Origin of the sequence: Pseudomonas sp. Irchel 3H7 (genome assembly GCF_900187605.1) — a bacterium.
In the GTDB taxonomy this organism is placed as follows: domain Bacteria; phylum Pseudomonadota; class Gammaproteobacteria; order Pseudomonadales; family Pseudomonadaceae; genus Aquipseudomonas.
In genome coordinates this window covers 471,690-489,067 of record NZ_FYEA01000001.1, presented here as the reverse complement: position 1 = coordinate 489,067, position 17,378 = coordinate 471,690, and the positions used below count along the sequence as shown (strand labels likewise).

General features: G+C 56.2%; 28 protein-coding genes. 20 read left to right on the top strand and 8 right to left on the bottom strand.

All coding sequences use genetic code 11. From position 1 onward, the window contains the following. Positions 1-70 precede the first annotated feature (70 nt). Complete coding sequence (locus CKW38_RS02315; protein WP_095111710.1) at positions 71-391, top strand: hypothetical protein; 321 nt, start codon at positions 71-73, stop codon at positions 389-391. Positions 392-409: 18 nt separating this feature from the next. On the opposite strand, the gene CKW38_RS02310 is transcribed toward CKW38_RS02315, so the two are convergent. The 4 genes from CKW38_RS02310 to CKW38_RS02295 are packed head-to-tail and all read right to left on the bottom strand — an operon-like array spanning position 410 to position 1,655. Then, on the bottom strand, positions 410-859 hold the full coding sequence (locus CKW38_RS02310; protein ID WP_095111709.1) for a hypothetical protein: 450 nt from the start codon (positions 857-859) through the stop codon (positions 410-412). Positions 860-862: 3 nt separating this feature from the next. Continuing rightward, positions 863-1,111 (bottom strand): hypothetical protein, encoded by a 249-nt coding sequence (locus tag CKW38_RS02305; protein ID WP_095111708.1) that lies wholly within the window; start codon positions 1,109-1,111, stop codon positions 863-865. Positions 1,112-1,139: 28 nt separating this feature from the next. After that, the gene (locus tag CKW38_RS02300; protein ID WP_095111707.1) at positions 1,140-1,436 is read right to left on the bottom strand and encodes a hypothetical protein; all 297 of its coding nucleotides are present in this window, start codon (positions 1,434-1,436) and stop codon (positions 1,140-1,142) included. A gap of 27 nt (positions 1,437-1,463) precedes the next feature. Continuing rightward, positions 1,464-1,655, bottom strand: a complete 192-nt coding sequence (locus CKW38_RS02295) for a hypothetical protein (RefSeq protein ID WP_095111706.1) — start codon at positions 1,653-1,655, stop codon at positions 1,464-1,466. A gap of 891 nt (positions 1,656-2,546) precedes the next feature. Here CKW38_RS02295 and CKW38_RS02285 point away from each other — a divergent pair. Next, on the top strand, positions 2,547-2,867 hold the full coding sequence (locus CKW38_RS02285) for a DUF1654 domain-containing protein (protein ID WP_095111704.1): 321 nt from the start codon (positions 2,547-2,549) through the stop codon (positions 2,865-2,867). A gap of 37 nt (positions 2,868-2,904) precedes the next feature. On the opposite strand, the gene CKW38_RS02280 is transcribed toward CKW38_RS02285, so the two are convergent. Genes CKW38_RS02280 through CKW38_RS02270 form a run of 3 tightly spaced genes read right to left on the bottom strand, consistent with a single transcriptional unit; the run spans position 2,905 to position 4,559 of the window. Further along, positions 2,905-3,453 carry a hypothetical protein gene (locus CKW38_RS02280; RefSeq protein ID WP_256588330.1) on the bottom strand — a complete coding sequence of 183 codons (549 nt, stop codon included), beginning with the start codon at positions 3,451-3,453 and terminating at the stop codon, positions 2,905-2,907. Next, complete coding sequence (locus tag CKW38_RS02275) at positions 3,440-3,667, bottom strand: hypothetical protein (RefSeq protein ID WP_095111703.1); 228 nt, start codon at positions 3,665-3,667, stop codon at positions 3,440-3,442. The genes CKW38_RS02280 and CKW38_RS02275 overlap by 14 nt, the downstream gene beginning before the upstream one ends. Positions 3,668-3,692: 25 nt before the next feature. After that, positions 3,693-4,559 (bottom strand): S24 family peptidase, encoded by an 867-nt coding sequence (locus CKW38_RS02270; RefSeq protein WP_095111702.1) that lies wholly within the window; start codon positions 4,557-4,559, stop codon positions 3,693-3,695. 107 nt (positions 4,560-4,666) lie between these two features. Here CKW38_RS02270 and CKW38_RS02265 point away from each other — a divergent pair, with 107 nt between their 5' ends. The 13 genes from CKW38_RS02265 (at position 4,667) to CKW38_RS02215 (ending at position 11,833) form a co-directional block, all read left to right on the top strand. Then, positions 4,667-4,873, top strand: a complete 207-nt coding sequence (locus CKW38_RS02265; RefSeq protein WP_007965032.1) for a Cro/CI family transcriptional regulator — start codon at positions 4,667-4,669, stop codon at positions 4,871-4,873. Between the two features lie 79 nt (positions 4,874-4,952). Continuing rightward, on the top strand, positions 4,953-5,378 hold the full coding sequence (locus tag CKW38_RS02260; RefSeq protein ID WP_095111701.1) for a phage regulatory CII family protein: 426 nt from the start codon (positions 4,953-4,955) through the stop codon (positions 5,376-5,378). Between the two features lie 153 nt (positions 5,379-5,531). Next, on the top strand, positions 5,532-6,254 hold the full coding sequence (locus tag CKW38_RS02255) for a Rha family transcriptional regulator (protein ID WP_371857956.1): 723 nt from the start codon (positions 5,532-5,534) through the stop codon (positions 6,252-6,254). Position 6,255: 1 nt separating this feature from the next. Continuing rightward, on the top strand, positions 6,256-7,227 hold the full coding sequence (locus CKW38_RS02250; RefSeq protein WP_095111699.1) for a phage replication protein: 972 nt from the start codon (positions 6,256-6,258) through the stop codon (positions 7,225-7,227). Next, positions 7,214-8,011 (top strand): hypothetical protein, encoded by a 798-nt coding sequence (locus CKW38_RS02245; RefSeq protein ID WP_095111698.1) that lies wholly within the window; start codon positions 7,214-7,216, stop codon positions 8,009-8,011. Before CKW38_RS02250 ends, CKW38_RS02245 begins: the two co-directional genes overlap by 14 nt. Continuing rightward, positions 8,008-8,235, top strand: a complete 228-nt coding sequence (locus tag CKW38_RS02240) for a hypothetical protein (RefSeq protein WP_095111697.1) — start codon at positions 8,008-8,010, stop codon at positions 8,233-8,235. The genes CKW38_RS02245 and CKW38_RS02240 overlap by 4 nt, the downstream gene beginning before the upstream one ends. Then, entirely contained in the window at positions 8,228-8,698 is a 471-nt protein-coding gene (locus CKW38_RS02235) for a hypothetical protein (protein WP_095111696.1), read from the top strand. Before CKW38_RS02240 ends, CKW38_RS02235 begins: the two co-directional genes overlap by 8 nt. Next, a complete protein-coding gene (locus tag CKW38_RS02230; RefSeq protein ID WP_095111695.1) occupies positions 8,695-9,276 on the top strand; it encodes a recombination protein NinG in 582 nt (193 codons plus the stop codon). The genes CKW38_RS02235 and CKW38_RS02230 overlap by 4 nt, the downstream gene beginning before the upstream one ends. Next, positions 9,273-9,950: a hypothetical protein gene (locus tag CKW38_RS02225; protein ID WP_095111694.1), complete on the top strand. Its 678-nt coding sequence runs from the start codon at positions 9,273-9,275 to the stop codon at positions 9,948-9,950. Before CKW38_RS02230 ends, CKW38_RS02225 begins: the two co-directional genes overlap by 4 nt. Positions 9,951-10,109: 159 nt before the next feature. Then, complete coding sequence (locus tag CKW38_RS02220) at positions 10,110-10,412, top strand: hypothetical protein (protein WP_095111693.1); 303 nt, start codon at positions 10,110-10,112, stop codon at positions 10,410-10,412. A 111-nt stretch (positions 10,413-10,523) separates the two neighbouring features. Next, positions 10,524-10,703, top strand: coding sequence for a hypothetical protein (locus CKW38_RS29450; RefSeq protein WP_141232649.1), 180 nt, complete (start codon positions 10,524-10,526; stop codon positions 10,701-10,703). A gap of 282 nt (positions 10,704-10,985) precedes the next feature. Continuing rightward, positions 10,986-11,339 carry an SPOR domain-containing protein gene (locus tag CKW38_RS29445; RefSeq protein ID WP_141232648.1) on the top strand — a complete coding sequence of 118 codons (354 nt, stop codon included), beginning with the start codon at positions 10,986-10,988 and terminating at the stop codon, positions 11,337-11,339. A gap of 161 nt (positions 11,340-11,500) precedes the next feature. Next, positions 11,501-11,833, top strand: coding sequence for a phage holin, lambda family (locus CKW38_RS02215; protein WP_095111692.1), 333 nt, complete (start codon positions 11,501-11,503; stop codon positions 11,831-11,833). Positions 11,834-11,865: 32 nt separating this feature from the next. Here the strand turns inward: CKW38_RS02215 and CKW38_RS02210 are convergent, their stop codons facing one another. After that, positions 11,866-12,375: a hypothetical protein gene (locus tag CKW38_RS02210; protein ID WP_095111691.1), complete on the bottom strand. Its 510-nt coding sequence runs from the start codon at positions 12,373-12,375 to the stop codon at positions 11,866-11,868. A 107-nt stretch (positions 12,376-12,482) separates the two neighbouring features. On the opposite strand from CKW38_RS02210, the gene CKW38_RS02205 reads away from it, so the two are divergent. Genes CKW38_RS02205 through CKW38_RS02185 form a run of 5 tightly spaced genes read left to right on the top strand, consistent with a single transcriptional unit; the run spans position 12,483 to position 17,366 of the window. Then, on the top strand, positions 12,483-13,106 hold the full coding sequence (locus CKW38_RS02205) for a putative metallopeptidase (RefSeq protein ID WP_095111690.1): 624 nt from the start codon (positions 12,483-12,485) through the stop codon (positions 13,104-13,106). A 32-nt stretch (positions 13,107-13,138) separates the two neighbouring features. Continuing rightward, positions 13,139-13,600: a DUF2280 domain-containing protein gene (locus CKW38_RS02200; RefSeq protein WP_095111689.1), complete on the top strand. Its 462-nt coding sequence runs from the start codon at positions 13,139-13,141 to the stop codon at positions 13,598-13,600. Then, on the top strand, positions 13,587-14,888 hold the full coding sequence (locus CKW38_RS02195) for a terminase large subunit domain-containing protein (RefSeq protein WP_095111688.1): 1,302 nt from the start codon (positions 13,587-13,589) through the stop codon (positions 14,886-14,888). The genes CKW38_RS02200 and CKW38_RS02195 overlap by 14 nt, the downstream gene beginning before the upstream one ends. Then, a complete protein-coding gene (locus tag CKW38_RS02190) occupies positions 14,885-16,303 on the top strand; it encodes a DUF4055 domain-containing protein (protein WP_095111687.1) in 1,419 nt (472 codons plus the stop codon). The genes CKW38_RS02195 and CKW38_RS02190 overlap by 4 nt, the downstream gene beginning before the upstream one ends. Continuing rightward, positions 16,278-17,366, top strand: a complete 1,089-nt coding sequence (locus CKW38_RS02185) for a minor capsid protein (protein ID WP_095111686.1) — start codon at positions 16,278-16,280, stop codon at positions 17,364-17,366. The genes CKW38_RS02190 and CKW38_RS02185 overlap by 26 nt, the downstream gene beginning before the upstream one ends. Positions 17,367-17,378 lie beyond the last annotated feature (12 nt).

Here is a 17,378-nt window from a genome sequence, read left to right as displayed (position 1 = left end):
GGAGCGCTGTTCTATTCAAAAAAATGGATGTGAGATAATCCTCGATTCACTTAATTCGCGAGGTCAAGGAATGGCAAAGACAAAGATTGTTCAGGCGCCAAAACCACAGAATGGTTTTTATGGTGGGACCATAAAAAATACTGGTCTGGATCAGCGCGAGACTCTCGAAGAAATTATGGTGAATCTGGCAACGGCCTTGGGCATCAAGGAGATCTACAAGGCGGGTACCGCTCGCGGAAGCACCATTTACGAGCCGCAAGGAAAGGGCTTTTTTTATTCTTATCAGAGCGCCTCTAATACCATCCTTGAGCTATCTCGTGATGTTGCAAAGCGGGTGGCTGATGCAAAGAAGCAAGCTGCGGCATTAAGAAAAGCGGAGAGGTCGGCGTAGCGAACTCTAGCTGGACGCTTACGCGGCGTCTGCTTTGCGCTGCTCTGCCAAGTCTGCTGCGCGGCTTGCTTCAAGCTCTTCGGCGCGTGCCCGGCCGTATTCATTTGCATGGGGCCGGATAAGTGATTCAGCCACCTCATGAAGAGCGGTCGGGCTATTTTGGCTCCTCGGCTTGCCCAATGCTTCGATAGCCAAGTCATAAGCCCTTCCGTGCATGCGGCGTCCGTCGGCGATAATCTCGCAAATCATTCGCTCAATCGGATACTCGCGGTTATCCGTGAGCAGTGGGGCAATGTGTTTTTGTGCGCCCAAGTGTTCGGCCAGCGCCTCCCACAGCGATTGCGGAGTCACCAAAGCAACCGTCTTACCGTGAGCTCGCGGCGCCGTGACGTTGTCGCCGCAGATCAGCGAGTTGATTGCGTCATGGAGCCAGTCCGGCCCTTCAACGGTGTTGAGGAAATGAGTCATGGTCTACTCCTGAGATTCAAGCTTGCGCGCCAAAGCGCAGGCATCGTTGTGATCGCGACGGAAGCCACGGGTTTTGCCGGTGCGGCCATCCACGACATGGAAGAAGGCAACACCTGCCGGCTTCACAATGAAGCGGGGCATCTTTACCTGTAGTGGCCGGCCGATCAGTGCGTAGAGATCTTCCGTAGCGATGCGAGAACGAATGTGCAGTGCTGCGCGCACTTCTTTGCCGAGCTGAACGCTTGGGTGCATGGGCGCCTCCAGAGTTAGGCGTTAGGCGTTAGGCGGTGGCTTTGGCTGCAATTAGCCGCTTCGCCTCTATCTCTTCGTCGAATGACAGAAGGTGAGGCGCCGCAAGGTAAAGGTTGAGCAGCCGTTCGTTTTCATCAGTCGACCATGTTTGATCCGCCAAGGATTCTTCGTTGGGCCTGACAAAGGCCAATAGTGCTGACTCGATAACTCCACTCATGGTTCTGCGCTGGATGCGACCCATTACGTCAAGCATGTACTTAACGCGCGGACTGATTCGAACGCCGATTTGGGCGCTCCGGGTTTTCACGCCAACCTTCTTGGCCATGACTCTCTCCATTCGTTGGTTCACCGGTTAGGCGGTAGCGATGACTGCTTCACGAAACCGCGATGGGCTCCAGTCGCAAGACTCGTCGGCCGGGATGTGGCCGACCATCGCGGTGCAGCGCTTGCAGTGCACGCAGTCGCCGCAGGTCTTGCCGTCGGGCAGATTCATCTGATCGGCGTTGTCCGCCGACCGCGGATACGGCGCTCGTTGCTCGGCCATGATTTGCTCCATGTGGTTGGTCCAACAAAACTCGGATGCACTCATCCGATCCGCTGGCTGCCGTTGGGCGCGGAGGGGGGGGGGGGCATTCGGGTGGTGTCGACATTTTTATAAGGCGCGCGCCTCAGGTTGCTCTACTACTCTCCACCTGATGGATCACCATGCAGGAAGCTCCGGCAATGACTGATCAGCCTTCAAAGAAAAAAACCGGTGGGAAGCTCAGTACCAAAGAGAGAATCGCAAGGCTGCATGAGCGCATAGAGCGTCTTCAGGCTGAGCTTGAGGAGGCTCCTGCACGAAGGGCTGGACAGATCGCTCGTGAGATTCGTATCTGCAAGGAGAGTTTGGTCGTAGAGCGTACTCATCTGATATCGAAGATCGACAAGGTGAGAGCCAGAAAACTCTCTGGTAGCTACGGTTCAGCTCGCAGATAGCTGCACACTCTTCACAAAGTCCTTCGCAGGGTTTTCTGAAGAGTGTCCGGCCCAAAATAAAAGGGCCGGCGTTCTCTTTTCTCCGCCCCATGCACAGCGCCGCGGTTTCCCCACCTGGCCGGCGTCACACATTTCGTGTTCGGTGTTCTTCGCCGGCTGGCTTGCATGGTTTGGCGTCCTCCCATATGGGGAGTCCGGCAGGTTCCAGAGCCTGCATGGGGATCGAAGTTTGTGTTTCGCGCTATGCCCGTTTCCGGGGATCGATCCGCGAAGATTCCTGACTGTTAAAGAGCAGCGGGCCTCTTGAGGCCCTTCGCAGTGGCTGTGTGTCGCTGCGATGGGTGTAAATTAACCGGCGGTTACTTTGCCGTCAATACCGCCGGTTAATTTAATTCACGGAAGATTTGGTTATCCTTTGTTTGACTGGATGGATATACAGCTATCGGGAGTGAAGTAGATGGCGGCGGCACAAAAACAAAACCGGCTCGAAAGCGCTGGCATGTCTGGCCTTGAGCGTCTTGAGCTGCGCGTCTCGTCGATGATCAATCACCCAGTCGCGCAGATTCAGCGATGGGTGACGATCCATCGGTTGGACACGGACGGTGTGCGAGAGTGGGAAGAGGTGATGGGGCTGCTGTCCGAGACGGAATGCATAGACATGAAATTCAATGACGACGACTCAGTTACGCTCAGGTGGGATCCTCAAATTGAGGAGGAGCGTGTCGCCGAGGTGGAGGATCTGTTTGAAGTAGCGATGGAGCAGGCAGCTCCATTCTAAAAGGTACAAAAAAAGCCCGCTATCGGCGGGCTTTGCATTACTTGGTTGGAGCGGGCGCTGAAGGAGGTGGAGGTGTCTCGGCCTTGCCTGCTTGAAACGCCGACATCGTGGTCTGCATTGCGCCTAGGACGTTGGCCTGGTTTGCGTAATATGCGCCCACCAGGATCGCGACGACGGCGAGCAGCTGAACAACGACGGCAGCCCAATAATTCGATTTTACTGTTGCCGCTTGTTTTGCTGCTTCTTCAGCGCCTTTTGCTGCTTCTGTAGCCCGCTCAGCGAGCATCTCAAAACGCCTGTCTCGTTCCGTCTGAGCTTTATCTCGCTCAACTTGAACCGCAGACTGGGTAGCGAGAAACGCATCTATTTTCGATGAAACAGACTCAACCCGTGCATCCATCCGGGCTTCAATAGTCTCAAGTTTTGCGTTGAATTCTTCGCGAGTTATGTCGTTCATGACTGCAGTATCGGCTTTAACTTCAGGCTTGTCATCCAGCTGGGAGTCTAGCTCGGCCTTTTGAAGGCGTTGTAGATTCTTGGCCCAGGAGTCCGGGAGGCCGGCATCAGTGAAATCAGACTGACTCATTTTTTTCCCCCATACCATACAGCTCGCGGAGGACTTCGATTTGCTCATCAATGGTCTTTGAGGCGTTTTTTAGATCATCGCGTACGGATTCGGGCGCATTAGGGATTTTCTCAATTGCATTAGCCAGACGCATGACTGTTTCCAGATTTATGACAGCTATCCTACTGAGTTTACTAACCTGCATTCTCAGATGCAGTTCTTCGCTCTTGTCCATATGGCGCCCTTATGAAAAATGGCAATTACACCAGGTGAGCGTTCCAGACGAGCAGCACACGCGCCTGAATGAATGTCTCATCTGCCCGAATGGTTTGCGGTGGATGCCGATCGTTGTCGGAAATCATCCTGATCTGTTCATCGCCCAGCCACTGCAAACGCTTGATGTATAGATGTCCTTCCCAAGAAAACATATAGATCCCATCCCCAACAAACTCCCGGATGCTGATGTCGACCAAGAGCGGATCGCGATGCTTGATCGTTGGCGCCATCGACTGGCCCCAGCCGGTCACCATTTTCAGATGGAAGTGCTCTTTGAACTCGACACCCATCTCGCGAAGATGTTGAGGGCTTACGCGCACATCCTGCAGCATCTCGGGATAGTCATGCGGGATCTGACCGCCGCCCATCGCGGCGCGGACGTCGTAGTGGGCGATCCACACCTCATCACCCACAACTCCTGGCCGGTAGTAGTCAATCTCGATGGCGCCGCCGGCATCATCTGCTTCAGCGGCCGCCATCAATCTTTGTCTGGCGGTGTCAGTAAGCCCTTTGCCCTGCTTATCAAGCATCGCGCGGACCATATCAGCTGCTGAAAGCGTCGAAGCCGATGGCGCTTCGGCGACACTTGTCAGCCCGCTGATCTCGCGGGCGAGTCGCTTACTGAACCGCTCGACTGGAACGCCGAGTAAGCGCGATAGAACTGCCGCGAACTTGGCATTCAGAGGATTCGTTCCGTTCAGGTACATCGCTACCGCAGCGGCCGATATATCAGCCTCCGCCGCAAGACTCGCTTGGGTCAATCCGAGTGCGTTTTTTTTCGATACGAAAAGCGCCTTAGCGGCGTCGCACTCAGCTTTCAGTTCTGGGGACAGCTCTTTCTTTCTGCTCATCCGTGAAATTTAACCGTTGGTTAATTTTATTGCGGCAACCGCCGGTATTGCTTGAAAGCTAACCGGCGGTTAATATTTGGGCTGACAAAGTTTGCTGAGGCAACGACATGAAAAAGACGCCACTGCCAGAACTGGTTGAGCGAATTGGTCAGTCCGCTGTCGCCAAGGGCCTTGGCGTCAGCGCTCCAGCCATTTCAAAAGCCTTGAAGGCGGCCAGGGAAATCCTGGTCATCGAACATGAGGACGGAAAGCTGACAGCGGAGGAGGTTCGTCCATTTCCGTGCCAGCTGCCGGTTCAAAGAACCGCCGCCTGACATCGAAGTCCGCCGTTCCTTGAGCAAATGATCGCGCCGCTGGTGGCGCAGAGCCACGTAACAATTTTTGAGGTGTGACATGCAGGAGTTGATGAGAGCGATCTACGACGTGGTTGACGACCATGGCACCAAAAAGATCGCCGAGGGCGCGGACTTCAAATCCCGGACGTTGCTTTCGCAGAAGGCAAACCCGGACTACGACACCCACCGCATGAACCTGGAAGAGCTGCACCGGATCATGAAGTTTACCCAGGACTTCCGCCCGCTAAAGGCTTGGGCGGAGGCGTTCGGTTTCGACCTGGTCCCGAAGGAGCGGCCGGAAGGAATCAACCTCAACGCCGCTCTGCTGCGACTGCATGCCGATCTTGCCGACGTTACCCGGCTTGCGTTCGACGCACAGGTTGACGGTCGAGTCTGCTCGCTCGAGAAAACGAGCCTGCTTAAGGAAGCTGAGGAAGTGATCGTCAGCCTGGAAGTTTTCAAGCAGTCCGTAAAGGCAGCCTGAATTTCAGACACAAAAAAGCCGACGTACGAGGTCGGCTTTTTCTACAGCGGTAAACAACTGGAGCGAATCATGCACCAACACACAGAATCCAGCAATACCCCCAACAGTGTCGCGACACGTTTTTCGAATTCTGAAAACGTGTCGCGTACCACGATGTCCTCACGAGAGATCGCTAACGTCACCGGCAAGCGGCACGCCAACGTGAAGCGCGACATCGCTGCGATGCTGAAAGAACTGAAATTAGATGTACTCAGTTTTGAGCACATCTATCTGGACGGTCAAAACCGGGAGCAGGTCGAATACATGCTCGACCGCGAACACACCGACTGCCTGCTCACCGGCTACAGCGCCCCGATGCGCATGAAGGTGATTCGCCGTTGGCGGGAGCTGGAGCAGCAGCAGGGCGCCCGCGAGCAGGTTCTGCTCAATGGCACCAAGGTCGTTGGCGAGATCGCCATAATGGAGTGCTTCACGCGCCTGCTGAAGCCGGCTCCATCCTGCCAGATGGCGATGCTCACGAAGATCGCCCAGAACAACGGTCTTGATCCGAAGTTTCTCCCAGGCTACGCCGTCGACGCCGCGCCAGATGCTACCGGCGGATCCTCGATGCCCACCAAGTCAGCCACGGCCTTGCTGAAAGACAACGGCATTCGCGTGTCTCCCGCTGCGTTCAACCGGGCACTGGAAACCAAGGGCTTTCTGAAGCAGCTCCAGCGCAAGAACTCCAAACAGGAAATGGTTCCGTTCTGGTCGCTGACCGAGAAGGGCATGACCTACGGCAAGAACCTGACCAACCCTCAATCCCCACGCGAGACGCAGCCTCACTGGTACGTCGATCGCTTCCTCGAACTAGCCAAACTGGTCGGGAAGGCCTGATATGCAATTCACCGTCACGATCAATCAGGTGAAAGCGCTGGAGTGGGGGCTGAATTCTCAGCAAGCCCTGCTGTTCGCCTTCGTCTACGGCTGCCCGAGCTGGACAAAGCCAATCAAGACTGACGACGGGATCTTCTTCGCGCTGAGCAAGGCCAAGATCATCGAGGAGCTGCCGCTGCTTACTGACAAGCCAGACACTGCTTACCGCATGCTGAAGGCACTGGAAGAGGCCGGTCTGATTGAGCTTTCCAGCACGTCGAACATCACCCTGTTTCGCCTGACCGATAAGGCAATTGAGTGGAACCAGAAACTGGATGGGTCGGAAAAATATCCGACCCCACCAAAGAACGGAGGTCGGAAAAAAATCCGATCTACCTCGGAAAAAAATCCGAACAAGGTCGGAGAAAAATCCGAGCAAGGGTCGGAAAAATCTCCGACAAATCAGGATACCAATCATCAGGGTACCAATCAGGATACCAGTCAGGATTTGCAAGGCAGCCCGGACAAGCCGGCCCGCAATCTGATTCTGGTAGTTGATCGCACCGATGCGCCACGGGTTGAGATTCCCGCCGACATGCCAGGCCCAAAAGACCAGTCCTGCAAAACCTTCAAGGTTTGGGCGAACTACGCCATGGCCTACCGCAAGCGCTACAGCACCTGGCCTGTGTGGAACGCCAAGGTCGGTGGCCAGCTCGGCCAACTGGTCGACCGCCTCGGCGCCGATGTCGCTCACCATGTCGCCGCGCACTACCTGAAAACCAGCGATGCCGCTGTCCTGCGCAAGTGCCACAGCCTCAACGAATTGCTGGCCAACGCCGAGAGCTACCACACCCAGTGGGTTACCGGTCAGCGCATCAACGGGACAACTGCCCGCCAGATGGAGCGTACCGAAGCGAACGTCTCTGCTGCAGAGCAAGCCGCTCAGATGGTTTTGGCCAAGCGCAAAGCAGGGGAGCGCAATGAGTACATTTGAGATGGATGATCAGCAGGTTGCCAGCCTCGCTGCTGCGATCTGCGCCACCGCCGAGGCCATGGGTCAGGAAATGAACCCAGGCACTGCGGCGATCATGGCTGAAGACCTCTGCGCTTACCCGGTGCCGGTCGTGAAATCCGCGCTGAAAGCTTGTCGCTTTGAGGTGAGAGGCAAGTTGGCAATGGCCGACATTCTCCAGCGCGTGCAGATCGCCGACGGGCGCCCGGGCAAGGACGAAGCCTGGGCAATCGCCATGACCACCAATGACGAGTTTGAAACCGTGGTGCTGACGGACGAAGTTCAGCTCGCGCTGGCAGCTGCGAAACCTGTCCTCGACGCCGGCGACAAGGTCGGTGCGCGCATGGCGTTCAACAGTGCTTACGAGCGTCTGGTGGGTCAGGCCCGGGAGGACAGCAAGGAAGTGAACTGGCATGTGTCGGTCGGCTTCGACGCCAACCGCCGTACCCAGGCGATCACCAAGGCGGTGCAGATGCAACGGATCCCACATGAACGCGGGCAGTTGTACTTGGCCGACTTGAGTGTCGCGCCGGTTACCGAAGACGGCCGGGCCGTCGTTGCGCTGCTGACCGGTGATGTAGCACGGCCTTCGCCAAAACTGCGCGAGAAGCTCGCCGCGGTGAAGGATTCGATGCTCGCCATGCGCCAAACATCGGCAGAGGAAAAAACAGAACTGCGAATTCTGGCAGCCAATGAGCTGGCGGATCGCCGGGCGCTGCTCATTCAGCAGGCCGAACAATTGGAAGCAAGGAGCGCAGCTCAATGACCATCGACAAACAAAAACTCCAGAAGCTGCTGTGGGCCGAGGCGGCGTCGTACCGTACCGATTGTGCAGACTGGAAGCGCAACACCGAGGCGCTGCAAGACTTTCTCGGGGAGAAAACAGTGGAAGAGGTGGCGCTGGAGTTGCTGGCCGAGAACGAGCGACTGACACGGCAACTCGGCGAGCTGATCAACGGATTGCCGAACAAGGTGGCCACCCATGGCTGACAAAATCTCAGTGAACTGTCAGGCGAAACTCTCCGAGGCCATCACGAAGCTTAGCGCTATGTACCGCGACAAGAAGTTCGTCGTCGTATCGCTGCGCCCGGGAAAGGACCGCACGCTCGACCAAAACCGGCTGTGGTTCGCGATGTACAAGCGCATCGCAGAGATGACCCAGATCGGCGACGAGGCCGACGCTCGCCGGTACTGCAAGTTGCACGTCGGCGTGCAGATCCTGCTGAACGAGGATGCCGGGTTTCAGGCGGAGTGGTACCGGGTGATGCGTCACCTCCCGTACGAGACGAAACTGGCCATGATGGGCGGCTGCAAGCTCTTCGGTCCGGATGGCTTCCCTGTAACCAGCCTGTTTAACCGCGCCCAAGGCGTGGCTTACACCGACCGGATAGTCGCGCGCTTCGCTCAGCAGGGCGTGCACTTCGACGATCTCTTGAGCCAGGAGGCTGCATGACGATCGCAAGGAGGCAGCCAAAGCCGAAGAAATGCTGTGTCGTATCGTGTGGGAAATCCTTCATCCCTTCGCGCATGGGGCAGGCCGTTTGCAGTCCGGCCTGTGCAGCCATTGATGCCCCGCGTCATCAAGAGAAAGCTCGCAAGGCAATCGACCAGTGCGAGCGCCGTGAGATCAAAGTCCGCAAGGAGAAGCTGAAGAGCAGGGCGGAGCATATGCGCGAAGCACAAGCAGCTTTCAACGAGTGGATCCGCCTGCGTGATGCCGATCGCCCATGCGTGAGCTGCGGTCGTCACCACGAAGGCCAATACCACGCCGGGCACTACCGCTCTGTAGGAGCGAACCCTGAGCTGCGATTCGAACCGCTCAACGTGTGGAAGCAGTGCGCGCCATGCAACACGCACCTGTCCGGCAACCTGGTGAATTACCGGCTTTCGCTCCTGCAGCTGATCGGCCCGGAAAAGGTCGATTGGCTGGAAGGGCCGCACCCGGCCTGCAAGCAAACCGTCGAAGAAATCAAAACCATCAAGGCCGAATATCGGGCAAAGACCAGAGAACTGAAAAAGGAAGCAGCATGAAACTGATCAACGCAAGGCAGGTATGGACTGAGGCTCAGCACGAATCGAACGCGTCGATCAGCGCTGTAGCAATTGAGCGGGGTGAATCGGCACCGGTGAAGAAGGGCGCCCGCATGCGCCGGCATGAGGCTGTGTTCGCGGCACTGGGTGGTGACAAGGAGGAGCGTATCGAGATCGTTCGTCAGAGGATCAGCATTAGCGAGACGCGGCGCACGCCAGTTGGCCGATCCACTGCCCGCGCCGCACATCTGGCGATGATCGGAAAAGTGCTGCGTGCGATCGACACGCTGCCGTTCCAGGTTCAGCAATTTGGGCACTACCTGTATCACCCGGCGATGAACCTGCGGCATTTGCTGAATGCGGTATTGCTGATCACCGCCAAGGCGGGATTGCCCGACTTGACTTCGGCCAAGCGCGTCAAGGCGCAGTACTTGGTCACTCTGGCCCTGCAGTCGTACAAGGGGGAGGTGCAGGGCGCGGCGGAGTGGGGGCCCGCGCGGGTGGCGGCTGAGATGGATGCCTTCTTCGGTGTGACAATCGACCCGAAAAACTGGACGCGTGACTGGTTGGGATTGTGGGGATCCCTGAAAGAAGTCATTCAGGAAGTGGATATTCAGGCGCAGCAACCGCTATGGCAGGTTATTCACGCGGAAAAAGATCAAGAGGCGGCATAATCATCTTGACATGACGGCGTTTCTAGCGTATTTTCCTCATAGTGCATAAGTAACGCGCAACGCACATAGGCATTCAAGCCCGGCCGAGCGCCGGGTTTTTTGTTTGTGGGTTGGCTTCAGATATCATCCGAGCGCGCATCCAGCGCTTATGAGGAAAAAATGGAACGAAGCCCGGATTTGCTCGCGTCAATTGTTCACTACTGTGTGAAAGCCACGGCTGAGTGGGATCTGAATATCTCAGCCTTGGAGTTGTTTCAAAACCTATCGGTTGAGAAGGCTGAGGAGTGGCCGCTTTACTTGGTTAACGGCCACATTCGTCTGCTTGCGGACGTAGGCTACGTTGAAATGAGCGATGACGACCTGGTCAAGGTTGTGCGAATCACTTGGGCTGGTTATGACTATCTTGATAGTGTCAGCAAGCGCCCTGTGCTTTTGGACAATCCTTTCATGGCCCACGGCTAACCACTTTGTTTATTTAGAATCCCGCCTAATGCCGGGTTTCCTTTAAGTCCGGCCACTGCGCCGGATTTTTCATTTCTGGTAGCATTCTTCCCTTTGTAACAGGGGTGAACTGTGGACAAGCTGAGAAAAGTACTCTGCCCAGGTCGTGGGATACCGCGATACAACGTATTCGACGGCATGGTGCTCATTGGCGAGCTAAAGTATGAGGCTGAAGCAGATGCCCTCATAGCTAACAGACGAAAGCAATATCAGGCGATGGCAGAAGCCAAAGCCTCCGAAAAGAAAAACTGAAAATCAACCCGCTTAATGCGGGTTTTTTATGCTTCGAATTTTCCTATAGCCAGGGCAGCCCTCGGGAAGACCTGGACGTCGATAGCCGGAGAGTGCGACGTACTGAATCAACGCCGGCAGCCCTCGCAGTATGGTTTCAAGCTGCTCCTTGGCTGTGCCTGATAATTCAAGGGTCGACGAATCGTTCACTGCTCCCCATTAAAAGGCCCTAGATGCATTCGCGGATATTCTTGTTGGGGAGGGCATGTTATATTTTGGTGCTCTAGATAGATGGAGCTTACTATGAGTACTTTTAACGGCTTTAATATTGTTGAACGATGGTTCCTTCGGTGTGGCAAGAAAGGTACTGCATTCGCTACTAAAAATGCCGCCGAGAAACGGGCAAAAACAAGTGATGCTTGCTTTGAAAATAGTGGTCCGTTGAATGGTTATGGTGTTGGTACGGGATGGTTTGTTTATTGCAAGGGGAAGATCAGAATCGGCCCCTTAGAAACAGAGGATCTTGCAAAAGAGGCGGCGAAAAAATTGCCTGAGTGCGGCGCTGAAGATCCTACATGTGAACTCCCCCCGCCCAATGTAAATGGTGGTAAACCTATAAATCCATTAAAGCCGATAAAGTTTAAATTCGGTAATTAACTGTTTTACTCTTCTTATCTAAGTCTCTGCATTCGCAGGGGCTTTTTCGTTTTCGGCTCTGCCACGCCATCGCCTAAATCGTGAGTGCAGTTGGAGCCGGATCAAATATGCAGGTGAACTCCTGCCCATTGACCACCACTCCCTGACCGGGAGGAACCGAGATGCCAAACATGCCAGACAAACCAGACACATGGGCGATAGCGCTTGCGTGGTTGAGCCAGCATTCGCCGATCCTCTATGCGGCTGCACTGTCCTGCGCGATGGCCGTCTTGAGGATCACTTACGGTGGCGGCACTCGTCGCCAGATGCTGGTGGAGGGCGCCATTTGCGGCGGCCTCACATTGACCATCATCAGCGGCCTAGACTTCTTCGGTCTGCCGCAGAGCATGGCGACATTCGCCGGCGGTTGGGTGGGTTTCCTTGGAGTGGAGAAGATCCGCAACATCGCGGATCGGGTGACTGACTTCAAGTTGCCAAGTAGGAAGGTTGAGTAATTGTAAACTGATCAGAATCTAGGAATGCGTGGTCACAATTTAGCTGACTTGGCTACTTCATGGGCATACAGGACCATATAACCCTTATCAGTGAGTATTGTCTTCTGTGCAAAAGTTGGATGCACTGGGGTATACGCATAACCCCAGCTTATGAGTTGCTGGAGGATAAATGTTTTAGGCGAAGGGAAAGGGTCGAATAACATTAATCCATTGTTGGTTGACATATTAAATAGCATTTCTAAGTGCGCAGGTGATAGGTCTTGCCCGGTCAGTTTCTTTATTGCGACATCCAGAGCCGCGGTTCTTTTTTGGTAGCGGAACCACAAAAAACAGAAGCCGGCAAGGCAAAGCGCATACGTTGAACATATAATAAGAAGTGTCTTGCCGTCGATCGTGTAATCTGAATTGTAAAAGTATTTCGTTGTTCTCAAGATGTTTAATCGGATTTCGTCTAAAAATGGGCCGTTGAGAAAAAGCCCTATGATACCGCCAATGACCGATACGGCAGCGATTAGCCTTGTTGCGGAACGACTCCATTTCATGAACGTTTATCTACCTAGATATTCTGAATTTCAATGTCTCACTTATAAGCAGCGGATGCTGTCAATAGAGTGACCTAATTCAACATTCTATCAGTGGCTGGAGAACCATGAACAGGCCACAACCACCTGCATCTATTCTTGTGCCATCTAAGATCAGCTCAATTGAAATATCGCTTGAACCCGCTACAGATGTCTGGGATTGGCTCCACGCTGAGATCCTCGCCGATACCGGAAGCATTCACAACGAAGAGCACGACCATCTGATCGATGCGGACATTCGTGTGATGTGGGCGTCTGCTGCCTTCACGAAGAAGGGGCGCACAGTCGTCGGCCAGGCCGAGCAGGTCGCGTTCCGCGCTGGAGGTTGGCAGAAGGCCCGGATGGAACAGCAGATGCGTGAATGGTTCGGCGATGTGCCGGACTTCATCATCACCTTGGCTGCCGACTACTGCGCCCAGTGTTCTGACGCTGAGTTCTGTGCGCTGGTCGAACATGAGCTGTATCACATAGCCCAGGCGACCGATAGGTACGGTCAACCAGCGTTCACACAAGAAGGCTTACCCAAGCTCGAGATGCGCGGACACGACGTTGAAGAGTTCGTCGGTGTGGTGCGTCGCTATGGGGCAAGTCCTCAAGTGCAAGAGCTGGTGGACGCTGCAAACAATCCTGCTGAGGTAGGAAAAATGAACATATCGAGGGCCTGCGGAACCTGTCTGCTCAAGTCGGCCTGATCCTTGACAGGACCTTGACGGAATAAACCCATATGGCAGCCCTGAAAGATGAGGTGAAGCGCTTCATTGTGCAGGCGTTGGCCTGCTTTGATACGCCGACTCAGGTAGTGCAGGCGGTCAAGGAAACATTCGGCGTCGAGGTGTCTCGCCAGCAGTGCGAGCAGTACGACCCAACGAAACACGCTGGCCGTGATCTTGGCGTGAAGTGGAAGGCGGTGTTTGAAGATACCCGCAAGCGCTTCCGCGAAGAGACGGCTGAGATCCCAATCGCCAACCGAGCGTTCCGGCTCCGCGCCATGAATCGGTTTGTCGAACGGGCCGAGACGATGAAGAACATCGGACTCGCCATGCAGATCCTCGAGCAGGCCGCCAAGGAAGTCGGCGACGTCTACGTCAACCGCAACCGGAAGGACGAGCCCGACGATGAACCGGCAATCCCGACGCGCATCCAGGTCGACGTAGTGGATGCGAGGAAGCCGAATGCCGAGCCTTAATGTTCCGCAGTCGCAGTTCCTCCTGTTGCCCCACAAGTTTCGCGCATTCGTTGCTGGATTCGGTTCCGGGAAGACCTGGGTCGGATGCTCGGCGCTGAGCAAGCATTTCATGGAGTGGCCCGGCGTCAACGCTGGGTACTTCGCGCCGACATACCCGCAGATCCGCGACATCTTCTATCCCACGATGGAGGAGGTGGCTTACGACTGGGGCCTAAAGACCAAGATCAATCAGGCGAACCATGAGGTTCATATCTACAGCGGCCGGCAGTATCGCGGTACTGTGATTTGCCGGTCGATGGAGAAGCCGCAAACAATCGTCGGCTTCAAGATCGGTCACGCTCTGGTCGATGAACTGGACGTGCTGACGTCGATCAAGGCTCAGCAAGCCTGGCGCAAGATCATTGCTCGGATGCGTTACAACCTGCCCGGGCTTAAAAACGGCGTGGACGTGACCACGACGCCGGAAGGCTTCAAGTTCGTCTTTCTCCAGTTCGTCAAGCAGCTGCGCGACAAGCCGGCGCTGAAGGAAATGTATGGACTGATTCAGGCCAGCACCTTCGACAACGAGCTGAACCTGCCGGATGACTACATCGCATCGCTGATGGAGTCATACCCTGAGCAATTGATTCGCGCGTACCTGAACGGCCAGTTCGTCAACCTGACGTCCGGATCGATCTACCACGCTTACGACCGCAAGTTGAACCAGTGCTTCGACACTGTGCAGCCCGGTGAGCCGTTGTTCATCGGCATGGACTTCAACGTCGGGAAGATGGCCGCGATTACCCACGTCAAACGTGATCAGGGCCTGCCGCGCGCCGTGGACGAGTTAATGGATGGCTATGACACGCCGGACATGATCCGCCGCCTCAAAGAACGGTACTGGCAACACACCGGCAACGACTACAAGAAAACCTGCGAGATTCGGATCTACCCGGACGCCTCCGGTGATTCGCGTAAGTCGGTCAATGCGAGCCTCACCGATATCGCCATGCTCAAGCAGGCGGGCTTCACAGTCATCGCGCCGGCGGCCAACCCGCCGGTCAAGGATCGGATCAACGCCATGAACGCCATGTTCTGCAATGCACAGGGCGAGCGGCGTTACCTGGTCAACCCGTTTACATGCCCGACCTACGCCGATGGCCTGGAACAGCAGATCTGGGCGCCGAACGGCGAGCCGGACAAGAGCCAAGGAAACGACCACGCCAACGACGGCGGCGGTTACTTCATTCACCGCGAGTACCCGATCATCAAACCGGTCACTGCTATCAAAATGGGATACGCCCGATGAGCAACGACGTCTCCTTCAAGCGGGCGGACTACATCGAAGTGCTGGATCGCTGGGCAACCGTGCGCGATGTTTGCGCCGGTCAGCACAGGGTTGTTGACCGACTGCCGTACATCAATGCTCACGACAAGTCGCCGGAGAACGTAGATCGAAACAAGGCCTATCGCGAACGGGCGGTGTTCAAGAACGCCACCGGTCACACGCGCAATGGTTTGCTCGGTTTGGCGTTTCACAAAGACCCGACGTTGACCGTCGCGAAGAAGATGGAATACCTGCAGGACAACGCCAACGGCTCAGGGGTGAGCATTTACCAGCACTCGCAAGGCACGCTGGAAAAGGTGCTTGAGGCTGGACGGCATGGTCTATACATCGATTACCACCAGGACGCCGGAACCGGTGGCCACTCTGTGATCCTGTCGTACTGCGCCGAAGACATCATCAACTGGCGCACGGGCATGGTGAACGGTCACAGCGTGTTGACCCTGGTGGTGCTGCGCGAGTCGCCGGAGATCGAAGACGGCTTCGGTTTCAAGGTGGTAGAGCAATACCGGGAATTGGCGCTCGATGATGATGGCTTTGTCTGCCGCGTTTGGCGCCGATCCGGGCCGAAAGGTGGCGGGCCGCTCGCCGTTGTGCAGGAATTCAAACCCACCGGCGCCGCCGGCCGCCTGAAGGAGATCCCGTTCACCTTCGTAGGCGCACAGAACAATGACCCGAGCATTGACGAGTCACCGTTATACGACATTGCAATGATCAACCTGGGCCACTACCGGAACAGCGCTGACTATGAAGACAGCGTCTTCTGGTGCGGCCAGGCCCAGCCTTGGATTTCCGGTCTGGATGAGCAGTGGCGCGACTGGATGGAGAAGAACGGCGTCTACGTCGGCTCCCGTGCGCCGATGATGCTGCCGGCCGGTGGCCAGTTCGGCTACGCCCAGCCACTGCCGAACACGCTGGTGAAGGAGGCCATGGCGGACAAGAACCAGATGATGATCGAACTCGGCGCCCGGATGGTCGTGGCTTCTCTCTCGTCCAAGACGGCGACCGAAGCACGCGGTGATCAGTCCGCGTCGACGTCGGTGCTCGCGGGTTGCGTGGCCAACGTTAGTGAGGCCTATACCCGGGCGATCATGTGGTGCTGCACCTACATGGGCGTCGACGACGCAAAGGTCGCTTACCAGATCAACCAAGAATTCGTGGAACTGACGGCTGATCCGCAAATGATCACTGCACTCGTCGGCCTCTGGCAGAACGGTGGATTCGCCAAAGCGGATTTGCGTGCTTACCTTCGCAAACTTGGCCTGATCGCGCCTGAGCGCACAGACCAGCAGATCGATGGCGAGCTGGCAGAGCAGGGCGACGGCTTGGGCCTGGACGACGAGGATAAAGTAGATGGCGGCAAACCAAGCAATCCTTGACGCCACGATTCGGCACGCGGTCTTCCTCGAAAAGCTGAAGGCAGGGGAGGTCGGCAAGTTCGCTCCCTTCCTGAAGGAGATCGACCGATCGATCCGTAATCGGCTCACCCAGTCCGATATGACCGAGTACAACGTCAAGCGGCTGGAAGCGCTGCTGAAAGAGGTCGACAGTCTGCTGTTGGGTATCTTCGACCGCTACAGCGCACAACTGAACCTCGACCTGATCGACATCGCCAATTACGAGGCTGAGTTTGAAGCGTCGAGCCTGGCCCGGTCGGCGCCGGTTGGTGTCTCGCTGGATGTGGTCGCGCCGACGGCGGCGGCTATTCGCACGGCGGTGCTGACCAATCCCCTCAGTGTGCGCGGCACCGGCGGCGGCAAGCTGCTGAAGTCGTTCATCAAGGGCTGGACCAGTGCCGAGCGCGAGCGCGTCACCGGCACGATTCGGCAGGGTATCTTCGAGGGGCAGACGAACTTCCAGATCATCCGCAACATTCGCGGCACGAAGTCGGCCGGCTACAAGGACGGGATTCTAGCCACCACCAACCGTAATGCCAGCACGGTGGTGAATACAGCGATTCAGCATGTGTCGTCCCAGGCACGCATGGAGGTGGCCAAGGCCAACACGGACATCGTTTCCGAGGTTGAAATGGTCGCCACGCTGGACAGCAAGACCAGCCAGCAATGTCGTTCGATGGATAAGCGGCGGTTTCCGGTCGATTCTGGGCCGAGGCCTCCGTTTCACCCGAACTGCCGCACCACGTTCGTCTTGCTGACCAAGCTCAGCGAGATGTTCGCTAAGGGGGCTACCCGAGCTTCGGTCGGAGCCGATGGAGCGGGTCAGGTCAGCGCGAGCCTTGACTATTACCATTGGCTCCAGCAGCAGCCGGCGTCGTTTCAGGATGTGGCGATCGGGCCGGTGCGGGCAAAGCTGTTCCGCGAGGGCGGGCTGAGCGTCGAGCGTTTCGCGGAGCTGCAACTCGATCGGAACTTCGCTCCGCTGACCTTGTTGCAGATGAAAGGCTTGGAGCCCTTGGCATTTGAAAGGGCGGGTTTGGCTTGAAATAGCGATTGG

Bases quoted from the DNA above. Each gene is read 5' to 3' on its own strand.
- CKW38_RS02315 (WP_095111710.1), top strand. From the start codon at position 71: ATGGCAAAGACAAAGATTGTTCAGGCGCCAAAACCACAGAATGGTTTT.
- CKW38_RS02310 (WP_095111709.1), bottom strand. From the start codon at position 859: ATGACTCATTTCCTCAACACCGTTGAAGGGCCGGACTGGCTCCATGAC.
- CKW38_RS02305 (WP_095111708.1), bottom strand. From the start codon at position 1,111: ATGCACCCAAGCGTTCAGCTCGGCAAAGAAGTGCGCGCAGCACTGCAC.
- CKW38_RS02300 (WP_095111707.1), bottom strand. From the start codon at position 1,436: ATGGCCAAGAAGGTTGGCGTGAAAACCCGGAGCGCCCAAATCGGCGTT.
- CKW38_RS02295 (WP_095111706.1), bottom strand. From the start codon at position 1,655: ATGGCCGAGCAACGAGCGCCGTATCCGCGGTCGGCGGACAACGCCGAT.
- CKW38_RS02285 (WP_095111704.1), top strand. From the start codon at position 2,547: ATGGCGGCGGCACAAAAACAAAACCGGCTCGAAAGCGCTGGCATGTCT.
- CKW38_RS02280 (WP_256588330.1), bottom strand. From the start codon at position 3,453: ATGAGTCAGTCTGATTTCACTGATGCCGGCCTCCCGGACTCCTGGGCC.
- CKW38_RS02275 (WP_095111703.1), bottom strand. From the start codon at position 3,667: ATGGACAAGAGCGAAGAACTGCATCTGAGAATGCAGGTTAGTAAACTC.
- CKW38_RS02270 (WP_095111702.1), bottom strand. From the start codon at position 4,559: ATGAGCAGAAAGAAAGAGCTGTCCCCAGAACTGAAAGCTGAGTGCGAC.
- CKW38_RS02265 (WP_007965032.1), top strand. From the start codon at position 4,667: ATGAAAAAGACGCCACTGCCAGAACTGGTTGAGCGAATTGGTCAGTCC.
- CKW38_RS02260 (WP_095111701.1), top strand. From the start codon at position 4,953: ATGCAGGAGTTGATGAGAGCGATCTACGACGTGGTTGACGACCATGGC.
- CKW38_RS02255 (WP_371857956.1), top strand. From the start codon at position 5,532: ATGTCCTCACGAGAGATCGCTAACGTCACCGGCAAGCGGCACGCCAAC.
- CKW38_RS02250 (WP_095111699.1), top strand. From the start codon at position 6,256: ATGCAATTCACCGTCACGATCAATCAGGTGAAAGCGCTGGAGTGGGGG.
- CKW38_RS02245 (WP_095111698.1), top strand. From the start codon at position 7,214: ATGAGTACATTTGAGATGGATGATCAGCAGGTTGCCAGCCTCGCTGCT.
- CKW38_RS02240 (WP_095111697.1), top strand. From the start codon at position 8,008: ATGACCATCGACAAACAAAAACTCCAGAAGCTGCTGTGGGCCGAGGCG.
- CKW38_RS02235 (WP_095111696.1), top strand. From the start codon at position 8,228: ATGGCTGACAAAATCTCAGTGAACTGTCAGGCGAAACTCTCCGAGGCC.
- CKW38_RS02230 (WP_095111695.1), top strand. From the start codon at position 8,695: ATGACGATCGCAAGGAGGCAGCCAAAGCCGAAGAAATGCTGTGTCGTA.
- CKW38_RS02225 (WP_095111694.1), top strand. From the start codon at position 9,273: ATGAAACTGATCAACGCAAGGCAGGTATGGACTGAGGCTCAGCACGAA.
- CKW38_RS02220 (WP_095111693.1), top strand. From the start codon at position 10,110: ATGGAACGAAGCCCGGATTTGCTCGCGTCAATTGTTCACTACTGTGTG.
- CKW38_RS29445 (WP_141232648.1), top strand. From the start codon at position 10,986: ATGAGTACTTTTAACGGCTTTAATATTGTTGAACGATGGTTCCTTCGG.
- CKW38_RS02215 (WP_095111692.1), top strand. From the start codon at position 11,501: ATGCCAAACATGCCAGACAAACCAGACACATGGGCGATAGCGCTTGCG.
- CKW38_RS02210 (WP_095111691.1), bottom strand. From the start codon at position 12,375: ATGAAATGGAGTCGTTCCGCAACAAGGCTAATCGCTGCCGTATCGGTC.
- CKW38_RS02205 (WP_095111690.1), top strand. From the start codon at position 12,483: ATGAACAGGCCACAACCACCTGCATCTATTCTTGTGCCATCTAAGATC.
- CKW38_RS02200 (WP_095111689.1), top strand. From the start codon at position 13,139: ATGGCAGCCCTGAAAGATGAGGTGAAGCGCTTCATTGTGCAGGCGTTG.
- CKW38_RS02195 (WP_095111688.1), top strand. From the start codon at position 13,587: ATGCCGAGCCTTAATGTTCCGCAGTCGCAGTTCCTCCTGTTGCCCCAC.
- CKW38_RS02190 (WP_095111687.1), top strand. From the start codon at position 14,885: ATGAGCAACGACGTCTCCTTCAAGCGGGCGGACTACATCGAAGTGCTG.
- CKW38_RS02185 (WP_095111686.1), top strand. From the start codon at position 16,278: ATGGCGGCAAACCAAGCAATCCTTGACGCCACGATTCGGCACGCGGTC.